Here is a 19,256-nt window from a genome sequence, read left to right as displayed (position 1 = left end):
GGGGGCGATATGATTGAGTTTTTGCGTTTCCCGGTGAAGCTGACCTTCGCGCTGGTGGCGGCGCTGATGATTGGCTTTCACTTCAATCTGGAAACGCCGCGCTGGGCGGTGATGACCGCCGGCATTGTGGCCGGCGGCACCGCCTTTGCCGCGGGCGGCGATCCTTACTCTGGCGCGCTGCGCTACCGTGGCGTTCTGCGTATTATCGGCACCTTTATCGGCTGTATCGCTGCACTCACCATCATGATTGCGACGGTGCGCGCGCCGGTGGTGATGCTGCTGCTGTGCTGCCTGTGGGCTGGCATGTGCGTCTGGCTCTCATCGCTGATTAAAGTCGAAAACTCCTACGCGCTGGGCCTCGCCGGCTACACTGCGCTGATCATCGTGGTGACCGCGGATGCCAGCGGCGGCCTGACGCTGGCGCCACAGTTCGCCGTGGAGCGCTGCAGCGAAATTGTGCTCGGTATCCTGTGCGCCATTCTCGCCGACATGCTGTTCTCTCCGCGCTCGATCAAGAAAGTGATTGATGCGGAAGTGGATGCGCTGCTGGTCGCGCACTACCGCCTGCTGCAGCTGTGCGTGGCGCACGAGGATAAAGAGGAAGTCGACAAAGCCTGGAGCGCGCTGGTGCGCCGCACGACCGCGCTCAACGGTATGCGCAGCCAGCTGCTGATGGAGTCGTCGCGCTGGAGCAACACCAGCCGCCGGCTGCAAATGCTCAACACGCTATCGCTGACGCTGATTACTCAGGCCGCTGAGACCTTCCTGATTCAGAATTCGCGCCCGGATTACATCCCGCCGCAGTATCGCCTGCTGATTGAAAAAGAGGTAACCAGCGTCAGTGACGTACATAAGCGCATGAAGCTGATGCGCCGCGTTATTGGCGTCAGCAGTAAAAGTGTGCCGTTTACCCTGGCCAGCTGGGTTGGCGCCGCGACCGAATATCTGCTGCTGATCAATGGCGTCAAAAGTAACAGCCGTATCACCACGCTGGAGGAGAGCATTCTGCAGCGTGAAGTGGTGATCCAGGCGCGCTCAGCGGAAACGCATCATGCGATGATCAATGGCGTGCGCACCTTTGTCGCCACCGCGCTCGGTTCGCTGTTCTGGCTGTATACCGGCTGGACTTCCGGCAGCGGCTGCATGGTGATGCTGGCGGTGATTACCGCGCTGGCGATGCGTATGCCGAATCCGCTGATGATGGCGAAAGACTTCTTCTACGGCATGGCCTTTGCGGTGCCGTTGGGCATGCTCTACTTCATCTGGGTATTGCCGGGCACCCAGCAAAGTGCCTTGCTGTTGTGTATCGCGATTGGCGCACTCGGCTTTATCGGCGGCATCTTTGTACAGCGGCGGCAGATTGGTACGCTGGGCGCACTGATCGGCACCATTAACGTGCTGGTGCTGGATAACCCGATGAAGTTTGAGTTCAACGTGTTTCTCGACAACGCGCTCGGCCAGTGGATTGGCAGCTTTGTGGCGATGATGGTGATTTTACTGATTCGTGACAAATCCAAAGCCCGCACCGGACGCAAGCTGCTGAATCGCTTTATGTATGCTGCGGTGGCAGCGCTGACCACCAATCAGGCGCGCCGGCGGGAAAACCATTTACCGGCGCTTTATCAGCAGCTGTTCCTGCTACTTAATCTGTTCCCGGGCGATATCGACAAGTACCGGATCGCGCTCACGCTGATTATTGGTCATCAGCGCCTGCGCAACGCGGAGGTGCCGGTCAATGCCGACCTGTCGGCGTATCACCGCCAGCTGCGCGCCACCGCCGACCGCATTATTGCGGCCAGCAGCGATGATAAACGGCGCTACTACTTTGAGCGCCTGCTGCAGGAGCTGGACGTTTATCAGCAGAAGCTGCAGCACTATGCCGCTCCGGCCAGCGTGACGGAACCGGTGAAACGGCTGTCGATGATGCTGGATAAGTACCAGAACACCCTCATCCAAATCTGAAACTGGCCGCTGCCTGGCGCAGCGGCTGGCCTGATGCCACGCTGACCCTCATTGCCCGATTATTGCCATCTATACTTTCCTGACAGGATGCTTACTGACAGGAGAATAACGATGTCCACTTCCCTGCAACAACACGAACTGTTCAACACTGGCTACTTCGCTGACGGCCAGTGGCACACCGCCAGCAGCACCTTTGATGTCACCAATCCGGCCACCGGCGAGGTACTGGCGCAGGTGGCGAAAGCCGGCAAGGCTGAAACCGAACAGGCGATTGCCGCCGCACAGCGCGCTTTTCCGGCGTGGCGCGACAAAACCGCCAAACAGCGCAGCGAAATCCTTTATCGCTGGTACCAGCTGATCATTGAGCACAAAAGCTGGCTGGGCCAGCTGATGACCGCCGAGCAGGGCAAACCGCTAAAGGAAGCCGAGGGGGAAGTAGAGTACGCCGCCAGCTTTATTCAATGGTTTGCCGAGCAGGCGAAGCGCGCCAACGGCGAAATTATCCCGCCGGCCAAAGCCGGTTCACGCATTCTGGCGACGCGCGAGCCGATTGGCGTGGTCGCTGCCATCACGCCGTGGAATTTCCCGATGGCGATGCTGACGCGCAAACTCGGCCCGGCGCTGGCGGCCGGCTGCACCGGCATCATCAAGCCGGCCAATAACACCCCGCTCAGCGCCTTTGCGCTGGTGGCGCTGGCACAAAAGGCGGGCGTGCCGGACGGCGTGCTGAACGCGGTAGCCGGCGACACGCACGCCATCAGCGACGCCATTATGGCTTCCCGCGCGGTGCGTAAAATCTCCTTTACCGGTTCCACCGCAGTGGGGAAAACGCTGATGCGGAACGCGGCCGAAACCATGAAGAAAGTCTCGATGGAGCTGGGCGGCAACGCGCCCTATATCGTGTTTGACGATGCCGATATCGACGCGGCGGTGCAGGGGGCTATCGCCAACAAATTCCGCAACGCCGGCCAGGTGTGCGTCAGCGTTAACCGCTTCTATATCCACAACGCAATATACGACCGCTTTGTGCATCAGCTGGCTGAGGCGGTGGGCAAACTGAAAGTGGGCAACGGCGTGGAGCCGGGCGTGGTGGTCGGGCCGCTGATTGAGCCGTCCGCGGTGGAGAAAGTGGAAGAGCATGTCAAAGATGCGCTGAGCAAAGGTGGGAAACTGCTGGTGGGCGGCGAGCGCCATCCGCTGGGCGGTAACTTCTGGCAGCCGACGGTGATTGCCGATGCGCATGAAGAGATGCAGCTGGCGCAGGAAGAGACCTTCGGTCCGGTGGCCGCCTGCTTCCGCTTTGACGATGAAGCTGAGGTGATCGCGCGCGCCAATAATACCGAATACGGTCTGGCGGCTTACTTCTATACGCAGAATCTGCAGCGCGTGTTCCGCGTTTCGGCGGCGCTGGAAGCCGGCATGATTGGGATCAACGAGTGTGCGGTCTCGACCGAGCTGGCGCCGTTTGGCGGCGTGAAAGAGTCCGGACTGGGACGCGAAGGATCGGTGCTGGGCATGGAAGAGTATCTGGAAGTCAAAGCGCTGCACCTCGGCGGTCTGGCGTAGCGAGAGGATGTCACCATGAGAACCGAGCGTTTCGACTTCAATGAAATCGTCGATCAGGCTCATTTCTACCGTCAGTTTTGCGAACGTTTCGCGCTGGCGGATCGCACCATTCACGATCTGGACGATCTGTGGGAAATGATCATCGGCGAGCAGATCCCGCTGCCGCTGGAAATTGCGTTCATCAATCTGGGGAAAGGGCAGAAACGCCGCTATGGTGCGCTGATATTGCTATTCGATGAGGCAGAAGAGGAGCTGGAAGGCCAGCTCCGCTTTAATGTTCAGTAGCACAACCAAAAAGGGCCCCGGCAGGCGGGGCCAAAGGGTTCGTCAGAATTGACGAGGAATTATTTGTACAGCTCTGCAGTCAGGTGATAGCTGTCACCGGTGCGCGCTTCAATCACTTTATACGCGCTGGCACCCTGCTCATCGGCTTTCTGAGAAAGCTGAGCGCGGTAATCCATAGGTGAGCCGCCTGTTCCGCTAACGGTAATGGTCTGGCCGGTAGATTGCAGATTCTGCGCGGATTCATCCGTTACCAGTTGGGCAGCTGAAGCGCCAAAAGCGAACAGAGAAAGCAGCGTAGCGGTTGCGATGGTTGTTTTGATTTTCATAATTCGTCTCCTCATTAGAATCAACAACCTGCGGCACGAAGAGGGTAAGCGGGTCGTCGATCTTCTACCGGCAACTGCATAACGCCGGATCGATAGTTAAAGTTTATTTGTACAGTTCAGCCGTCACGTGGAAGGTGTTGTCCTGATTGTTCTCAATGATGCGGTAATGGCTGGCACCCTGAGCATCGGCTTTCTGGGACAGTTCCTGACGGATATTGGTCTGGTCGCCGTCGACGCCGCTCACGCTAATGGTCTGATTCAGCGGCTGCAGATTTTCAGCCTGGGTGTTGGTTACCAGGGTGGCAGCACTGGCGCCAAAAGACAGAACGGAAGCCAGACTCAGTACAGCAATAGATAATTTGGTTTTCATGATTCACTCTCCTGAAATGGGGTGGGCAACCTGAGAGGCAAACGCCTCTCAAACGGGTCGCCGTTCACACTGCATCTTGTTCCGGCAAACTTATTTATAAAGTTCCGCGGTTGCGTGGTAGCTGTTGTCGTTATAAGCCTCAACAACGCGATAGGCTTTAGCACCTTGCGCTTCAGCTTTGGCGTTCAGCTGCTGATGGATATCCATCGGTGAGCCGCCAATGCCGCTGACGCTGATGGTGCCGACCGGCTGCAGGTTCGCTGCCTGTTCGGCATTGATAGAATCTGCGGCGAAAGCACCAAATGACAGGGCAGATAGAACACTCAGGGTGGCGATAGTAGTTTTAACGTTCATGGTATTTTTCCTCGTCTTCTGTTTTTCTCTTTTTGATTTCGTGTGATTTGCATCACGAAAAGAAGTATAGATCTAATCACCCATGAAATTAATATCCCGCTAATAATGATTGGTTGTAATTCTTTATCCTTATGGCACATTTTTATAACGCAAAGTTATTAAAACCGCCTGGATCTTAACCAGGAGGGTGTATTTCCATGCAAAAACAATGATCTGCATCAAATTATCTTTTTGTGCGAAACAATGTGGTTGATCAAGCTGGCTGTGCGCTAAAAGCAAGAGATAACCGCTGATCACTAATTGTAAAGCAGCGTAAAATAGCGCAAAGGGTTAAGCAGGCGAAAAGGTCGTACCAATACTTTCGCGCATTGAGAACCCGGCGGAATATGGCTAAGCGGTTATTTTGTAAGGTGTTGGCGATAAAACAGCGGGAGAAACGCGGGCGGGCGGGCAAGGTTACCGGCAGGTGAACCGCCGGTAACAGACAGGGTTTTATAGTTCCTGTTCGAATAACACCAGCACGGCGTCATACAGCTGCTTCACCGTAAAGGCGCGCGCTGGTGTAATAAAAATGGTGTCGTCACCGGCGATGGTGCCGAGAATGCCTTCGGCTTTGCCGAGGGAGTCGAGCAGGCGGGCGATCAGCTGGGCCGCGCCCGGGCTGGTATGAATCACTACCAGCGCATCGTTATAGTCGATATCCAGCACCAGATTCTTCAGCGGGCTGGTGGTGGTAGGCACGCCCAGTTCGGCTGGCAGGCAGTACACCATCTCCATTTTGGCGTTACGCGTGCGCACCGCGCCAAACTTGGTCAGCATACGAGAAACTTTTGACTGGTTGATGTTGCCGAAGCCGTCTTCCTGCAGCGCCTGGACAATTTCGCCCTGAGAGCTGAACTTTTCTTCTTTCAGTAAGGCTTTGAACGCCTTTATCAGATCGTCTTGTTTAGATGGGTTTCGCATAAGCTACCAATAAAAGAGGGTTGCAGCAGGCAACAGGCCCGTCGCAGATAAATTATTATGCATTTAGATGAATTTTTATGCAATAAGCGGATGCGTGAATTCACGGCATGCGCGTGTGGGGCGGGCATGATAACAGAGTTTTATCCTGCACCAAAATCGCGCGCTGGCGCGCAAAGCGAAGGTTGCAAAGTTGTTATATTATTGAAGTGGTAACAACAAAACGATGATCATTGCCGTCCATAGTCTTCTGGCTGCGACTGGATCATTCAGGCGACTTCTGAAGTGGAGATGTCTCGGGAGCCGATTGCGGCGTAATGTTATTGCGCGACAGGTGTGTCGCTATCGCCTGAGAAGTTGATTAAACTCGTAACCTGATGGATTTCCGGCATATCTCTGCCCCACCTTAATAAGGAGTTCAGGATGAAAGTTGCCGTTCTCGGTGCAGCTGGTGGTATTGGCCAGGCACTCGCTCTGCTGCTCAAGACCCAATTACCCGCAGGTTCAGCCCTCTCACTGTATGACATTGCCCCGGTGACGCCAGGCGTCGCGGTTGATCTCAGCCACATTCCTACCGCCGTGAAAGTTGAAGGGTTCAGTGGCGAAGATGCCACGCCGGCTCTGCACGGCGCTGATGTGGTGCTGATCTCGGCCGGTGTGGCACGCAAACCTGGCATGGACCGCGCCGATCTGTTTAACGTCAACGCCGGTATCGTGCGTAACCTGATTGAACAGGTGGCAACCTCTGCGCCAAAAGCGCTGATTGGCGTCATCACTAACCCGGTAAATACCACGGTGGCGATTGCCGCCGAAGTGCTGAAAAAAGCCGGGGTGTACGATAAAAACCGGCTGTTTGGCGTCTCGACGCTGGATGTGATTCGCGCCAACACCTTTGTCGCTGCCCTGAAGGGCAAACAGCCTACGGAGATTGAAGTGCCGGTGGTCGGCGGGCATTCAGGCGTGACCATTCTGCCGCTGCTGTCGCAGGTTAAAGGCGTCAGCTTCAGCGAGCAGGAGATCGCCGACCTGACGAAACGTATTCAGAATGCCGGTACCGAAGTGGTGGAAGCCAAAGCCGGTGGCGGCTCGGCGACGCTGTCGATGGGCCAGGCGGCTGCGCGCTTTGGCCTGTCGCTGATTCGTGCACTGCAGGGCGAAGCCAATGTCGTTGAATGCGCCTATGTGGAAGGCGACGGCGAGTACGCGCGCTTCTTCTCGCAGCCGCTGCTGCTGGGCAAAAACGGTATCGCCGAACGCCGTCCGCTCGGGCCGCTCAGTGATTTCGAACAGCAGGCGCTTAACGGCATGCTGGAGACGCTGAAAAAAGATATCGCGCAGGGCGAAGAGTTTGTGAAGTAACTCGCGCGTAAAGAAAAAACGCCCGGCGTATGCCGGGCGTTTTGTTTTACAGGCCACCGGATTTGAAAGTCCGGCTGGCAGTCGAACCGTTGCTGGCCGGCGTTTTGCGCCCCAGCGTTTCCATGCGAATCTGGAACGGCGGGAACGGCATCTCAATGCCATGCTCTTCAAAGCCGCGCAGAATCAGCTGATGCAGCTCATGACGCAGCGGCATACGATGGCCCATCTCCGCCGCGTGCACGCGCAGCTCAAACAGCTGAATGCCCTGCTGCAGATCCACCAGGAACACATCCGGCGCCGGCATATCCAGCACGTAGGTGCAGCGATCGGCCGCCTGCTTCAGGATGGTTGTCACCTCTTCGCTGTTAACGTGGGCCGGTGCCGGAATGGTCAGCACCACGCGCGTCACCGAATCCGACAGCGACCAGTTGACGAACTGCTCGGTGATAAAGGCCTTGTTCGGCACAATAATCTCTTTGCGGTCCCAGTCGGTAATGGTGGTGGCGCGCGTATTGATGCGGGTGATGCTGCCGGTCAAATCGCGAATGGTCACGGTATCGCCGATACGAATCGGTTTCTCAAACAGGATGATCAGGCCGGAGATAAAGTTGGCAAAGATCTCCTGCATCCCAAAGCCCAGCCCCAGACCCAGCGCCGCTACCAGCCACTGCAGTTTTGACCACTCCACGCCAATAATCGAGAAGCCAATCAGACCGCCGACCAGCATCAGCGCGTATTTGGTCAGGGTGGTAATGGCGTAACCGGTACCGGGCGACAGGCTGAGGTGTTGCAGCAGCGCCAGCTCCAGCAGCGCCGGCATATTGCGCACCAGCTGGGTGGTGATGATAAAGATCAGGATGGCGATCAGCACGGCACCCAGCGTAATGGGCTGTACGCTCTCGACGCCCTGCACCGTGGTGCTGGCATCCCACAGCGGAATGTTGTCGAGGAAACTGAACGCGGAGTGGATCTCAGACCACAGCACAATCACCGACACCAGCGCAATCAGCGTCAGAATCGAGCGGACCAGCCGCAGCGACTGCGCGCTGATCGCATCCAGATCGATAATCGGCTCTTCGACTTCCACGGTATCGGTGCTGACGGCAGACTGCTGCTCTTTTTCCTCTTCGCTGCGCGCGCGGTTGGCCAGCATATCGGCACGACGCTGGCGCGCGCGGTCAAAGGCGATGCGGCGGCGCTGAATCAGCATCCAGCGGCGAATGATGTGGTAAATCACCAGCAGGAAGAACCAGATGCCGACCGAGGTTTCCAGACGCGCCAGCAGCGCCTGCGCGGTGGCCAGATAGCCAATGCAGGAGGCCAGCGCCGCCACCAGCGGAATGGCGATCATCAGGTTCCACAGAATCCGGTTAACGAAGTTGTCGCCGTTGCCCTCTTTATCCAAATAGAGCGGGATACCGGCGCGTTTCAGACTGACGGTGACAATGCTCAGCGCCCCGCAGATCAGAATAAAGCACAGGCGCCCCAGCGTGGCGGAGAACTGCGGATCGTCGAGGTTGGCGAAAGCAATCAGCAGCATAATCAGCGGTACGATCAGGCCGACCGTCAGCGAGTAATAACGCATGGCGCGCGCGACCCGCGCCTGCGGCCAGCGAAAGTGCACGACAAACAGGCCGTCAGGACGGGCAAACGCCGCGCTGATCATGAATGCCCACAGCAGTGGCAGGGTGGCAGTGATGCCATCGCCAATCGCCACGGCAAACGGGTAAGGCCAGGCGTGCTGCAGGCCAAAGCCGAGCGCGGCCCACAGCACCGGCAGCGGCACCGCGACCAGAATCGACCAGAAGACGGTGCGCAGCGTCAGGCTGAAGCGGTCCTGCGTCACTTTCCCCACGCGGCTGGCTGCGCGCGCCATAAAGGCGTTGTAGTGACGACGCGTGCTGATGCTAAAGCCCACCAGCAGAATGGCGCCGATGATCGGCAGCACCGTTTCGCGGTTAGTGAACATCATCGCCAGCGCTTTGCCCAGCTGGCCCAGCGTGTCCAGCGACAGCAGGCGCGTCAGATCGGTGGCCACGTCCAGCGGATATTTCAGGCCAACCGGGCTGACGTCGGCGGTCCAGAACAGATAGCGGTGCGTCGCCTCTTTGACTTCACTCAGCGCGTCCTGCAGCTGCGTATTGGAAACCTTCAGCTTGGTGATTTCCAGAATCAGCGTGTCGCAGCCGGAAATCAGTGAGTTCAGCAGTTCACGCTGGGTTTTCAGCTGGGCATCCAGAATGCGCGTCTGTTCACTGGTGAACGGCGTGCCGTCCGCCTGTTTCTCTTTGCGCAGCGCCTGCTGGCGCTCCAGCAGGTCTTCATAATGCAGCCGCTGCACGCGCAGCTGGCCCATTTCACTGTCGATCTGCTGGGATTTCGGCATCTCCGGCAGGCGCGCCACCTGCGCGCGCAGCGCTTCACCCAGCAGATTTGACACGCCCAGCCACTGTGACTGCTCGCGCAGCGTGCTCAGCGCCTGGCGCACCTGCAATGTCTGATTGGTGGCGAGACGCTGCTGCGAGGCCACCAGATCCATACGCTGCGCCTGCTGATTCAGATCGGCGGAGAGCTCGCGGTTAACGCGGAACTGATCGCTGATGGAGGCCGGCAGATCGCCGCTGTTTTCCGCCAGCTGTTCGGTGCGCTCCAGCGCCAGTTCGGCTTCGCGCTGACGCTGGTTGTTGAGCTGATTGCGCAGCGCCTGCAGATAGTTATCCAGCTGGGTGGCTTTGCGCTGATGCACTTCCGCGCGCATGCGCGCCAGCTCCTGACGGTTATTGGCCGACAGCTGCGCCAGCTCCAGCTCATCGACCCGCGCTTTACTGGCAGCGCTCTCGGTCTGACGCGCATAAATCTGCGCCTGCGCCAGCGGGGTAGCGGCAGCCGCCACGCCCTGTGCGCGCCGTTCGCTTTCGGTCATGGCGCGCCGCGCATCGGTCTGCTGCTGCGGCAGCTGCGACAGAGAATCGCTGATTTCGCGGGCGCGATCCTGCTCCTGCTGCGCCTGGCGGCTCTCCTCCAGCAGCTGGCTGCTAACCTGCAGGATCTCCTGATCCAGCTCGGCATTGCTCATGTTGCTGCGCACTGGCTTGCTGCTGTCAGTCAGCGTGGCGATTTGCTGACGCAGCTCGCGCGCCAGCCGCGGGAAATCATCGATTACCTGCTGATACTGTTTCGCCCGTTCCAGCGAGTCGTCGCGTTCGGACAGGAAGTTAATTGCTGCTTCCAGCGCCTGCACCTGTTCGGCCTGGCTGGGCGAGCTTTTCGCGGATTTCGCCGTTTCCAGATCCTGTTTCAGCTGGCTGGCGGGTGGAACGGTGGCGGCAAAGGCGGTGCTGCTGAGCACCAGGCTCAGCAGCAGAAAAAGAGAGGCGCGCACGGCGGTGTTTCCCGGAATTAGTCGATGAGCGGAGCGCTGTCGCCGGGCTGCGGCAGGGCGATAGCCAGCGGCTGACCCAGGCGGGTTTTGCTTTCGGCTTCAAGGCTTTCAGCCAGCTTAACGCGGTTCGGCGCAAACAGGTTGATCACCGTCGAGCCCAGCTTAAAGCGGCCCATCTCCTGACCTTTCAGCAGCACGACCGCGCCATCATGATCGGCCGATGGGTAGCGCCAGCGTTTGATCACCCCTTCGCGCGGCGGCGTCACGGTGCCGGCCCAGACGGTTTCGATGCTGCCGACGATGGTGGCGCCCACGAGGATCTGCACCATCGGGCCGTGATCGGTATCGAATACACAGATCACGCGTTCGTTACGGGCAAACAGGTTCGGGATGTTGCGCGCGGTCAGCGGGTTAACCGAGTAGAGATCGCCCGGCACGTAGATCATTTCGCGCAGGATGCCGTTACACGGCATGTGCACGCGGTGGTAGTCGCGCGGCGCGAGGTACGTGGTAACGAACTCACCGTCGACAAATTTTTCCGCCAAGTCGTCATTGCCGGCCAGCAGCGCCTGCAGCGAGTAGGTGTGGCCTTTGGCCTGGAAGATCTGATCGCCAGCAATACGGCCCAGCTGGCTGATGGCGCCATCCGCTGGCAAGGCCAGCAGCGAAGCGTCCGGATCGATAGGGCGCGCACCCTCTTTTAACGGGCGTACAAAGAAGTCATTAAAGGTGCGGTAGCTGCCGGTGTGCGGCTTGCTGGCTTCCGCCATATCCACTTTGTAGAACCAGACAAAAATGTCGATGACCGCTTTGGTCAGCCAGCCAGCGCGGCGGCTGGCGCCCCAACCGGCGAGTTCGGTCAGCGCTTTTTTAGGCAGAATGTGATTCAGGCCGAGTTTAAAACGATCAAACACCGTTGCCTCCTGGCTTAATAACGTTTGGTTTACACAAAAGGGGGCGGATTGTAGCAGCGCCCCGGTCAGTTGGCGAATGTGCCGTTGTACCCGTTAATCTTCGCTGGCGGAAAAGTTTTTACGCGTTTTTACCTGCGCCATGCTCTCCAGAATACGGTGGTAGTTATCGAAGCGTGAAATGTCGATGATCCCGTTCTCTACCGCTTCGCGGATGGCGCAGCCTGGGTCGTTGTCGTGCTTGCAGTCACGGAACTTGCAACCGCCGAGAAATTCACGAAATTCGACAAATCCCTGGGTAATTTGTTCCGGCTCCAGATGCCACAAACCGAACTCGCGCACGCCAGGCGAATCGATGACATCGCCGCCGTGCGGGAAGTGATACAGCCGTGAGGCGGTGGTGGTGTGCTGGCCGAGGCCGGACACGTCCGACACATCATTGGTCAGGATCTCATCGCCTGCCAGGTCAAGGCCGAGCAGGTTGTTCAGCAGGCTGGATTTACCCACGCCCGACTGGCCGGCAAAAATGCTGACCCGGCCGGTGAGCGCTGCTTCCAGATCCTTCAGTCCATCTTTGGCGCGGCTCGACACCATCAGTACGCGATAGCCAATGTGGCGATAGATATCCATCTGCTCATCGACAAACGCCCGCGCGTCGTCATCCAGCAGATCGGTTTTATTCAGTACCAGCAGCGGCTCCACGCCGAGCGTTTCGCTGGCCACCAGATAGCGATCGATAATGTTCAGCGACAGCTCTGGCAGGATCGCCGACACAATTATGATCTGATCAATGTTAGCGGCGATCGGTTTCACGCCGTCATAGAAGTCCGGACGCGTCAGCACCGTCTGGCGCGGGTGTACGGCTTCAACAATACCTTTGCCACCGTTTTCGCCGGCGGCGCGCCACACTACGCGGTCACCGGTGACCAGCGAGCGAATAGTGCGGCGGATATTACAGCGATGCACCTCGCCGGCGCTGTCTTCCACATCCGCGTGCATGCCAAAGCGGCTGATCACTACGCCTTCAGAGGCTTCACCAAACAGGCTGTCGTCCGGTTCCGGCTTTTCGTTCCGTTGCTGCAGACGACGCTGATGGTTGGCGCTGACGCGACGTTGTTGACCCTTCGACAATTTATTTTTGCTCACGCATCCTCTCACGCTTTCGCCAGGCTTCGCCCCGCTGGGCAAAACGTCTATGATACACCTTAATTCAGGCTAATGACGACTTTGGCAACAGGCGGGAAATGCATGACAGCGGGAAATGAAAACAATCTGATTTGGATCGACCTGGAAATGACCGGACTGGATCCGGAGCGCGATCGCATTATTGAGATCGCCACCATTGTAACGGACGCCAACCTTAATATTCTGGCCGAAGGTCCGGTACTGGCGGTGCATCAGTCCGATGCGCAGCTGGCGCTGATGGATGACTGGAACGTGCGCACCCACACCAATAGCGGCCTGGTTGCGCGCGTGAAGGCCAGCCAGCATGACGATCGTGCGGCGGAGCAGGCGACGATTGCGTTTCTGCAGCAGTGGGTTCCGGCCAACACCTCACCGATTTGCGGCAACAGCATTGGTCAGGATCGCCGCTTCCTGTTTAAGTACATGCCGGCGCTGGAAGCCTATTTCCACTACCGCTATCTCGATGTCAGCACGCTGAAAGAGCTGGCGCGCCGCTGGAAGCCAGAGATTCTGCCAGGCTTTAAAAAGGCCGGTACGCATCAGGCGCTGGACGACATTCGTGAGTCCATTGCCGAGCTGGCCTACTACCGCGAGCACTTCCTGCAGCTGTAAATCAACGCGGGTGCGCAGGAAAGCAGCAGTTTGCCGATTAAAACAGCAAACGCGCGCAAAGCGCAAAATTTTGCTTTGCAACGCTTGCGGCGGGAAGGATTTCTCGTATAATGCGCACCCCGTACCGGTGAAGAATTTACAGCAGGTACGGAGCAGTAAAAGTAACAAATGTTCTGAATCAGGTAGTTCAGTTGCGCTAAAGCGGTCAACGCCGCAGCAGATTGAAAGACAATGATGCGGGAATAGCTCAGTTGGTAGAGCACGACCTTGCCAAGGTCGGGGTCGCGAGTTCGAGTCTCGTTTCCCGCTCCAGAACGTGCAGTAAAAAGTAATGCATCAGAATCAAGGATTTCAGCCGCGTCCAGGCCGTTAACGCCGCAGCGCAATGAAAGACGACGATTATGCGGGAATAGCTCAGTTGGTAGAGCACGACCTTGCCAAGGTCGGGGTCGCGAGTTCGAGTCTCGTTTCCCGCTCCAGTCTCTGTTGCAGTACGCCATCCAAATCACGGATTTAGTCTTTTTGCGGTTGTTGTGACTTAAGAATGCCGGTACATAATCGAGTATTTGAGTATGCAACAAGGCGGCAACTGAGCGAATCCCTGGGAGCTTACACGAGTAAGTGACCTGGGTGAGCGAAGGCAGCCAACGCCGTGGCAGACTAAAATACGAAGATTATGCGGGAATAGCTCAGTTGGTAGAGCACGACCTTGCCAAGGTCGGGGTCGCGAGTTCGAGTCTCGTTTCCCGCTCCAGATTTTCATATTCACTAAAGTTATTTGCCCCCGGGCACAATCAGACATACAACTGCTGCAGTCGTTTTACCTGTGCGGTTCCGTTTGTTATCTGGAAATTTTGCACGCCGCGTGAGTGCCCAGGATGTCTGCGTCTGTTGCAGTAATCTTACAGGTTATCCACAATGCGCCCGCAACGTGCTGACGGCGTTTTACCCTATCTGCAAAACCGTTTTGAACAGAGTTATCCACAAGCTCTGGACAAGCCCCTGCGCACAAAACCCGACGTAAATGTTTACAGTAATTATCTAACCCTATGTTTTTTATTGGGTAAATGATATTTCAGACTGTGAATGCCCCTTTTAGACGAAATAACGATCCACGTCACTATTCGGGGAAATAATTTTATTCACAGCATGTGGAAAAGCATAATATCCTGCGCGATTGCTCAATCATGCATCACGCGGTAACCCTTTCTCGACGGCGCGCACCAGCCGCTGCTGCTGTGCCGATTGCACCTCTACCGCCTGCGCCGCGCGCTTTTGCCGCTGCTGCGTGATCGCCCAGTCAATGTGCTCATCCAGCAGCGGATGTTCACCGCGCCGCTGTTCTAATGCCGTGAGATTCTCGGGTGCCCAGGGCGCATTACCCAGCGCCACAGCTACGTTACGCAGCCAGCGCAGATGGCCGATGCGGCGAATGGCAGAGCCTTCCGTGACGCGCAGAAAACGGGCTTCATCCCAGCCGAACAGTTCGACCAGCTGCGGCGCGTGCAGCACCGCGCGCGGCGAAAAATCCTCTTCATCGGTCAGCTGACCATAGCGGTTCCACGGGCAGATCAGCTGGCAGTCGTCACAGCCGTAAATGCGGTTGCCGATCAGCGGACGCAGCGCTTCGGGAATGGCGCCTTCCAGTTCAATGGTGAGATAGGAGATGCAGCGGCGCGCATCGACGACATAAGGTTCGACGATGGCGCCGGTCGGGCAGATGGTCATGCAGGCGACGCAGCGGCCGCACTGCTCTTGCTGCGGCTCATCCACCGGCAGCGGTAGATCAATCAGCAGTTCGCCGAGGAAAAACCACGAGCCGGCTTCGCGATTCAGCACCAGCGAATGTTTGCCGGTCCAGCCGAGTCCGGCTTTGACGGCAATCGGCCGCTCCAGAATTGGCGCGGAGTCGACAAACGGACGAAAATTGAGTTCGCCGCAGTGGGCCTGGATTTTTTCTCCGAGCTTTTTCAGTCGATTGCGCAATACTTTGTGGTAATCGCGGCCCAGCGCGTAGCGGCTGACATAACCCAGCTGCGGGTTTTTTAACGTGCTGGCAAACGCGGCTTTGGCCGGAAGATAGTTCATGCGTACGCTGATCACGCGCAGCGTGCCGGGCAGCAGTTCATGCGGACGGGCGCGCATCATGCCGTGACGCGCCATCCAGTCCATCTCGCCGTGATACTGTTTCTCCAGCCACTGCTGCAGTTTCGGCTCTTCGGCGCTCAGGTCGGTATCGCAAATACCCACCTGCTGAAAGCCGAGTTCGCGCCCCCACTGTTTAATCTGTTGAGCGAGCTGTTGAAGATCGAGAGGGTATGACATGAGAGACCAGGCAATTGAAGCAAACGCACGCAGTTTACCACACTCTGTCTGGCCTGCGCAGGCCATGCCGCAACTGGAGTGCGACGCCGCCGATAGCCTGGGCCTGACGCTGTATGAACTGATGCAGCGCGCCGGGCAGGCCAGTTATGAACGGATTCGCCAGCAGTGGCCGCAGGCGCAGCACTGGCTGATTTTATGCGGCCACGGTAATAACGGCGGCGATGGCTACGTGGTGGCGCGGCTGGCGCAGGCCGCCGGGCTAAGCGTGACGCTGCTGGCCTGTGACAGCGAACGTCCGCTGCCGGAAGAAGCACAGCAGGCGCGCGACGGCTGGCTGGCGGCGGGCGGCGTGATTCATGCCGCCGACGCTGCCTGGCCGGAACACATCGACGTAATTGTTGATGCGCTGCTGGGCACCGGGCTGAATCGCGCGCCTGCCGCGCCTTATCAGTCGCTGATCGAACAGATCAATGCGCACGCCGCGCCGGTGTTTGCCGTCGATATCCCTTCCGGGCTGGTGGCGGCGACCGGCACCACGCCAGGGGCGGCGGTCGTGGCGGACTGTACGTTAAGTATGATTGCGCTGAAGCCCGGTCAGCTCACCGGCAAAGCGCGTGACCACGTCGGCGTGCTGCATTGCGCGACGCTTGGTCTGGACGCGTTTCTGGCTGGCGAGCCGGCGCCGATTCATCGCTACGCTGCAGCGGATTTACCGCGCTGGCTGAAGCCGCGTAAAGCCACCTCGCACAAAGGCGATCACGGCCGTTTGCTGGTGGTTGGTGGCGACAGCGGCACGGCCGGCGCGATCCGCATGACCGGCGAAGCGGCGCTGCGCAGCGGTGCCGGGCTTGTGCGGGTGTTAACGCATGAAGATAATATTGGTCCGATTCTCAGCGCACGACCGGAGCTGATGGTGGATGCCCTGAGCGACGCGCGGCTGGACGACGCGCTGGCGTGGGCGGATGTCATCGCCATCGGCCCCGGTCTTGGCCAGCGTGAATGGGCTCAGAAGGCACTGAAAAAGGTGGCACTGAGTGAAAAGCCGATGCTTTGGGATGCTGATGCGCTTAACCTGCTGGCAATCAATGCAGATAACCGTCAGAATCGCATCATTACGCCGCATCCCGGCGAGGCAGCACGCCTGCTCGGGGTGAAAACCGCAGAGATTGAGAGTGACCGCTTACACGCCGCGCAGACCCTGGCAAACCGCTACGGCGGCGTGGTGGTGCTGAAAGGTGCTGGTACGGTAATTGCCAGCGCGACGGGCGACATGGCGATTGCGGATGTCGGCAATGCAGGCATGGCGTCCGGCGGTATGGGCGATGTGCTGAGCGGTATTATCGCCGCCCTGTTGGGCCAGCAGGCCACGCTGTTTGACGCCGCCTGTGCGGGCTGTGTCGCGCACGGTGCCGCGGCGGATGCGGTAGCGCGACAGCGCGGGACGCGCGGCATGTTAGCCACTGATTTGTTCGCACTGCTGTGGCAGTTTGTTAATCCAGAGATGATCCAACAATAAAGCATGAAGACCTGTGTTATTCCTTTGCCCGATGAGGCGGCAACCCTGAATCTGGGTGCGCAACTGGCCCGCGTTTGCAGCAGCGCGGTGGTGATCTATCTGTATGGCGATCTGGGTGCCGGTAAAACCACCTTCAGCCGCGGCTTTTTGCAGGCGCTTGGCCATCAGGGCAACGTCAAAAGTCCAACCTATACGCTGGTTGAGCCCTATCAGCTGGGCGACCGCAGTCTGTACCATTTCGATCTCTATCGCCTCGCCGACCCGGAAGAGCTGGAGTTTATGGGCATCCGTGACTACTTCAGCGGCGACGCGCTGTGCCTGGTTGAGTGGCCGCAGCAGGGCGCGGGTGTGCTGCCAGAGCCGGATCTGGCACTGACGCTAAGCTACGTTGCCAGCGCGCGCGCAGCGGAAATCAGCGCGCATTCGCCGCTGGGCGATACGCTGCTGCAGCAGTTTCAGCAGGGCAGGGAACCGGCATGATGTCACGCGTTACCGGGATGATGCTCGCCCTGCTGTGTCTGTTCTCCTCGTCGGCGCTGGCCGCGACACTATCGGATATCAAAGTCGATAACGGCGACAGCCAGGCGACGGTGACCCTGAGCTTCAACGGCCAGCCGGTGTATGGCTTCTTTCCGCTGCACAACCCGAACCGGGTGGTGCTGGATATTCGCCAGAGCGGCAATATTCAGGGGCTGCCGCTCAACTTTAGCGGCGAAAACATCGTTAAACGGATTCGTAATAGCCAGCCGAAGGATAAGCAAAGCATCCGGCTGGTGTTTGAGCTGACCCAGGCGGCGAAAACGCGCGCCAGTACGCAGCGCGACGGCAATCAGTACCGCGTGGTCTTCACCATCAGCGGCACCCAGCCTGCCAGACGCAGCACCGCGGCGGCACCGGTGACGCGTGCGCGCCAGAGCGACAGCGCTACGACCAGCCAGGGCAATCCGTTCAACGCCAATCCGGTGACGGCGGTGACCAGCAGCAACACCACGGTGCGTCCGGGCGGTGCTGTCAGCCGTAATGATGCGGTGATCGTGGCGATTGATGCCGGACACGGCGGTCAGGATCCTGGCGCGTCGGGCCAGCACGGCTTACATGAAAAGAATGTCACCATCGCCATCGCGCGGAAGCTCAAAGCGCTGATGGATCAGGACCCGATGTTTAAACCGGTGCTGACGCGTAACGGCGACTACTTTATTTCGGTGATGGGCCGTTCCGAGGTGGCGCGTAAAGAGAACGCTAACCTGCTGGTATCGATTCACGCCGACGCCGCACCGAATCACTCTGCCACCGGGGCTTCGGTTTGGGTGCTGTCCAACCGTCGCGCCAACAGCGAAATGGCTAACTGGCTGGAGCAGAAAGAGAAACAGTCTGAGCTGCTGGGCGGCGCGGGCGATCTGCTGGCGAACAGTCAGGCCGATCCCTACCTGAGCCAGGCGGTGCTGGATCTGCAGTTTGGCCATTCACAGCGCGTCGGCTATGACGTGGCGGTTAAAGTGCTGCAGCAGCTGCGCGGCGTAACGCCGTTGCACAAGCGTCTGCCGGAACATGCCAGCCTCGGCGTGCTGCGTTCGCCGGACATCCCTTCTTTACTGGTTGAAACCGGCTTTATCAGTAACGCCGGGGAGGAGCGGCTGCTTGGCAGCAGCGCGTATCAGGAAAAGATTGCCCAGTCGATTTACAAAGGACTGCGTAACTATTTCCTCGCGCATCCGCTGCAATCGGTCCCAAAGGAGGAAAACCGGCCGCTGGATCGCGCACCAGCGGTTAGCGTCGCCAGCAACCCGGCGACCGGCACCGTGCAGTATACCGGTGCTACCCAGCGCCATACCGTGACGCGCGGCGAGACGCTGTCCGGCATTGCCGCGCGATACGGTGTCAGCATGGCGACGCTGCGCGAGCTGAATAACCTGAAGCGCGATGTGGTGTGGGTCGGCCAGCGGCTGAAAGTGCCGGCCGGTTCCGGCGTCAGCAGCGCGGCCAGCCGTCCGGCGCGGCACAAAGTGGTGCGCGGTGATTCGCTGACGGCGATTGCCGCGAAGTACGGCGTCAGCCCGAAAGCCATCATGCAGGCAAATAACATGAAGTCGAGCAACGTGATGCTGGGGCAAAATTTAAAGATTCCACAATCCTGATGAGGGGC

At 58.5% G+C, this 19,256-nt stretch carries 16 protein-coding genes and 3 tRNA genes; 11 read left to right on the top strand and 8 right to left on the bottom strand.

Annotated features, from left to right (window positions below; translation table 11 throughout):
* The first annotated feature begins 9 nt into the window (after positions 1 to 9).
* From aaeB to KOL70_RS22380, 3 genes are all read left to right on the top strand, one after another.
* Entirely contained in the window at positions 10 to 1,962 is a 1,953-nt protein-coding gene (gene aaeB / locus KOL70_RS22390) for a p-hydroxybenzoic acid efflux pump subunit AaeB (protein WP_021508143.1), read from the top strand.
* A 111-nt stretch (positions 1,963 to 2,073) separates the two neighbouring features.
* Positions 2,074 to 3,528 carry an NAD-dependent succinate-semialdehyde dehydrogenase gene (locus tag KOL70_RS22385; protein WP_215481617.1) on the top strand — a complete coding sequence of 485 codons (1,455 nt, stop codon included), beginning with the start codon at positions 2,074 to 2,076 and terminating at the stop codon, positions 3,526 to 3,528.
* A 15-nt stretch (positions 3,529 to 3,543) separates the two neighbouring features.
* Complete coding sequence (locus KOL70_RS22380; protein WP_021508141.1) at positions 3,544 to 3,813, top strand: hypothetical protein; 270 nt, start codon at positions 3,544 to 3,546, stop codon at positions 3,811 to 3,813.
* Positions 3,814 to 3,872: 59 nt separating this feature from the next.
* Here the strand turns inward: KOL70_RS22380 and yhcN (KOL70_RS22375) are convergent, their stop codons facing one another.
* From yhcN (KOL70_RS22375) to argR, 4 genes are all read right to left on the bottom strand, one after another.
* On the bottom strand, positions 3,873 to 4,139 hold the full coding sequence (gene yhcN / locus KOL70_RS22375; RefSeq protein ID WP_021508140.1) for a peroxide/acid stress response protein YhcN: 267 nt from the start codon (positions 4,137 to 4,139) through the stop codon (positions 3,873 to 3,875).
* A gap of 103 nt (positions 4,140 to 4,242) precedes the next feature.
* Positions 4,243 to 4,509 carry a YdgH/BhsA/McbA-like domain containing protein gene (locus KOL70_RS22370; protein ID WP_021508139.1) on the bottom strand — a complete coding sequence of 89 codons (267 nt, stop codon included), beginning with the start codon at positions 4,507 to 4,509 and terminating at the stop codon, positions 4,243 to 4,245.
* A 90-nt stretch (positions 4,510 to 4,599) separates the two neighbouring features.
* A complete protein-coding gene (gene yhcN, locus KOL70_RS22365) occupies positions 4,600 to 4,863 on the bottom strand; it encodes a peroxide/acid stress response protein YhcN (RefSeq protein ID WP_021508138.1) in 264 nt (87 codons plus the stop codon).
* 492 nt (positions 4,864 to 5,355) lie between these two features.
* A complete protein-coding gene (gene argR / locus KOL70_RS22360; RefSeq protein ID WP_021508137.1) occupies positions 5,356 to 5,826 on the bottom strand; it encodes a transcriptional regulator ArgR in 471 nt (156 codons plus the stop codon).
* 420 nt (positions 5,827 to 6,246) lie between these two features.
* Between argR and mdh the strand changes: the two genes are divergently transcribed.
* The gene (mdh, locus tag KOL70_RS22355) at positions 6,247 to 7,182 is read left to right on the top strand and encodes a malate dehydrogenase (RefSeq protein ID WP_132464060.1); all 936 of its coding nucleotides are present in this window, start codon (positions 6,247 to 6,249) and stop codon (positions 7,180 to 7,182) included.
* Positions 7,183 to 7,228: 46 nt separating this feature from the next.
* On the opposite strand, the gene mscM is transcribed toward mdh, so the two are convergent.
* From mscM to rsgA, 3 genes are all read right to left on the bottom strand, one after another.
* The gene (gene mscM, locus KOL70_RS22350; RefSeq protein ID WP_215481616.1) at positions 7,229 to 10,564 is read right to left on the bottom strand and encodes a miniconductance mechanosensitive channel MscM; all 3,336 of its coding nucleotides are present in this window, start codon (positions 10,562 to 10,564) and stop codon (positions 7,229 to 7,231) included.
* A gap of 17 nt (positions 10,565 to 10,581) precedes the next feature.
* Positions 10,582 to 11,478, bottom strand: coding sequence for an archaetidylserine decarboxylase (gene asd, locus KOL70_RS22345; protein ID WP_021508134.1), 897 nt, complete (start codon positions 11,476 to 11,478; stop codon positions 10,582 to 10,584).
* Between the two features lie 93 nt (positions 11,479 to 11,571).
* The gene (gene rsgA, locus KOL70_RS22340; protein ID WP_031279822.1) at positions 11,572 to 12,621 is read right to left on the bottom strand and encodes a small ribosomal subunit biogenesis GTPase RsgA; all 1,050 of its coding nucleotides are present in this window, start codon (positions 12,619 to 12,621) and stop codon (positions 11,572 to 11,574) included.
* A gap of 102 nt (positions 12,622 to 12,723) precedes the next feature.
* Between rsgA and orn the strand changes: the two genes are divergently transcribed.
* The 4 genes from orn to KOL70_RS22320 all read left to right on the top strand — a co-directional run bounded on the left by orn (position 12,724) and on the right by KOL70_RS22320 (position 14,026).
* Complete coding sequence (orn, locus tag KOL70_RS22335) at positions 12,724 to 13,272, top strand: oligoribonuclease (protein ID WP_058759872.1); 549 nt, start codon at positions 12,724 to 12,726, stop codon at positions 13,270 to 13,272.
* A gap of 236 nt (positions 13,273 to 13,508) precedes the next feature.
* Positions 13,509 to 13,584, top strand: a tRNA-Gly gene (locus KOL70_RS22330).
* A gap of 91 nt (positions 13,585 to 13,675) precedes the next feature.
* A tRNA-Gly gene (locus KOL70_RS22325) sits at positions 13,676 to 13,751 on the top strand.
* 199 nt (positions 13,752 to 13,950) lie between these two features.
* A tRNA-Gly gene (locus KOL70_RS22320) sits at positions 13,951 to 14,026 on the top strand.
* A gap of 431 nt (positions 14,027 to 14,457) precedes the next feature.
* On the opposite strand, the gene queG is transcribed toward KOL70_RS22320, so the two are convergent.
* On the bottom strand, positions 14,458 to 15,597 hold the full coding sequence (gene queG / locus KOL70_RS22315; RefSeq protein WP_058775751.1) for a tRNA epoxyqueuosine(34) reductase QueG: 1,140 nt from the start codon (positions 15,595 to 15,597) through the stop codon (positions 14,458 to 14,460).
* Between queG and nnr the strand changes: the two genes are divergently transcribed.
* Genes nnr through amiB form a run of 3 tightly spaced genes read left to right on the top strand, consistent with a single transcriptional unit; the run spans position 15,596 to position 19,248 of the window.
* Complete coding sequence (nnr, locus tag KOL70_RS22310; protein WP_072217103.1) at positions 15,596 to 17,113, top strand: bifunctional ADP-dependent NAD(P)H-hydrate dehydratase/NAD(P)H-hydrate epimerase; 1,518 nt, start codon at positions 15,596 to 15,598, stop codon at positions 17,111 to 17,113. The two genes, queG and nnr, sit on opposite strands and share 2 nt — an antisense overlap.
* Positions 17,114 to 17,116: 3 nt before the next feature.
* Complete coding sequence (tsaE, locus tag KOL70_RS22305) at positions 17,117 to 17,593, top strand: tRNA (adenosine(37)-N6)-threonylcarbamoyltransferase complex ATPase subunit type 1 TsaE (RefSeq protein ID WP_059012451.1); 477 nt, start codon at positions 17,117 to 17,119, stop codon at positions 17,591 to 17,593.
* Positions 17,593 to 19,248 (top strand): N-acetylmuramoyl-L-alanine amidase AmiB, encoded by a 1,656-nt coding sequence (gene amiB / locus KOL70_RS22300; protein WP_371824683.1) that lies wholly within the window; start codon positions 17,593 to 17,595, stop codon positions 19,246 to 19,248. Before tsaE ends, amiB begins: the two co-directional genes overlap by 1 nt.
* Positions 19,249 to 19,256 lie beyond the last annotated feature (8 nt).

The organism is Pantoea sp. B270 (assembly GCF_018726825.1).
Lineage (GTDB): Bacteria > Pseudomonadota > Gammaproteobacteria > Enterobacterales > Enterobacteriaceae > Pantoea > Pantoea dispersa.
This window is presented reverse-complemented; position numbering and strand designations above follow the sequence as displayed.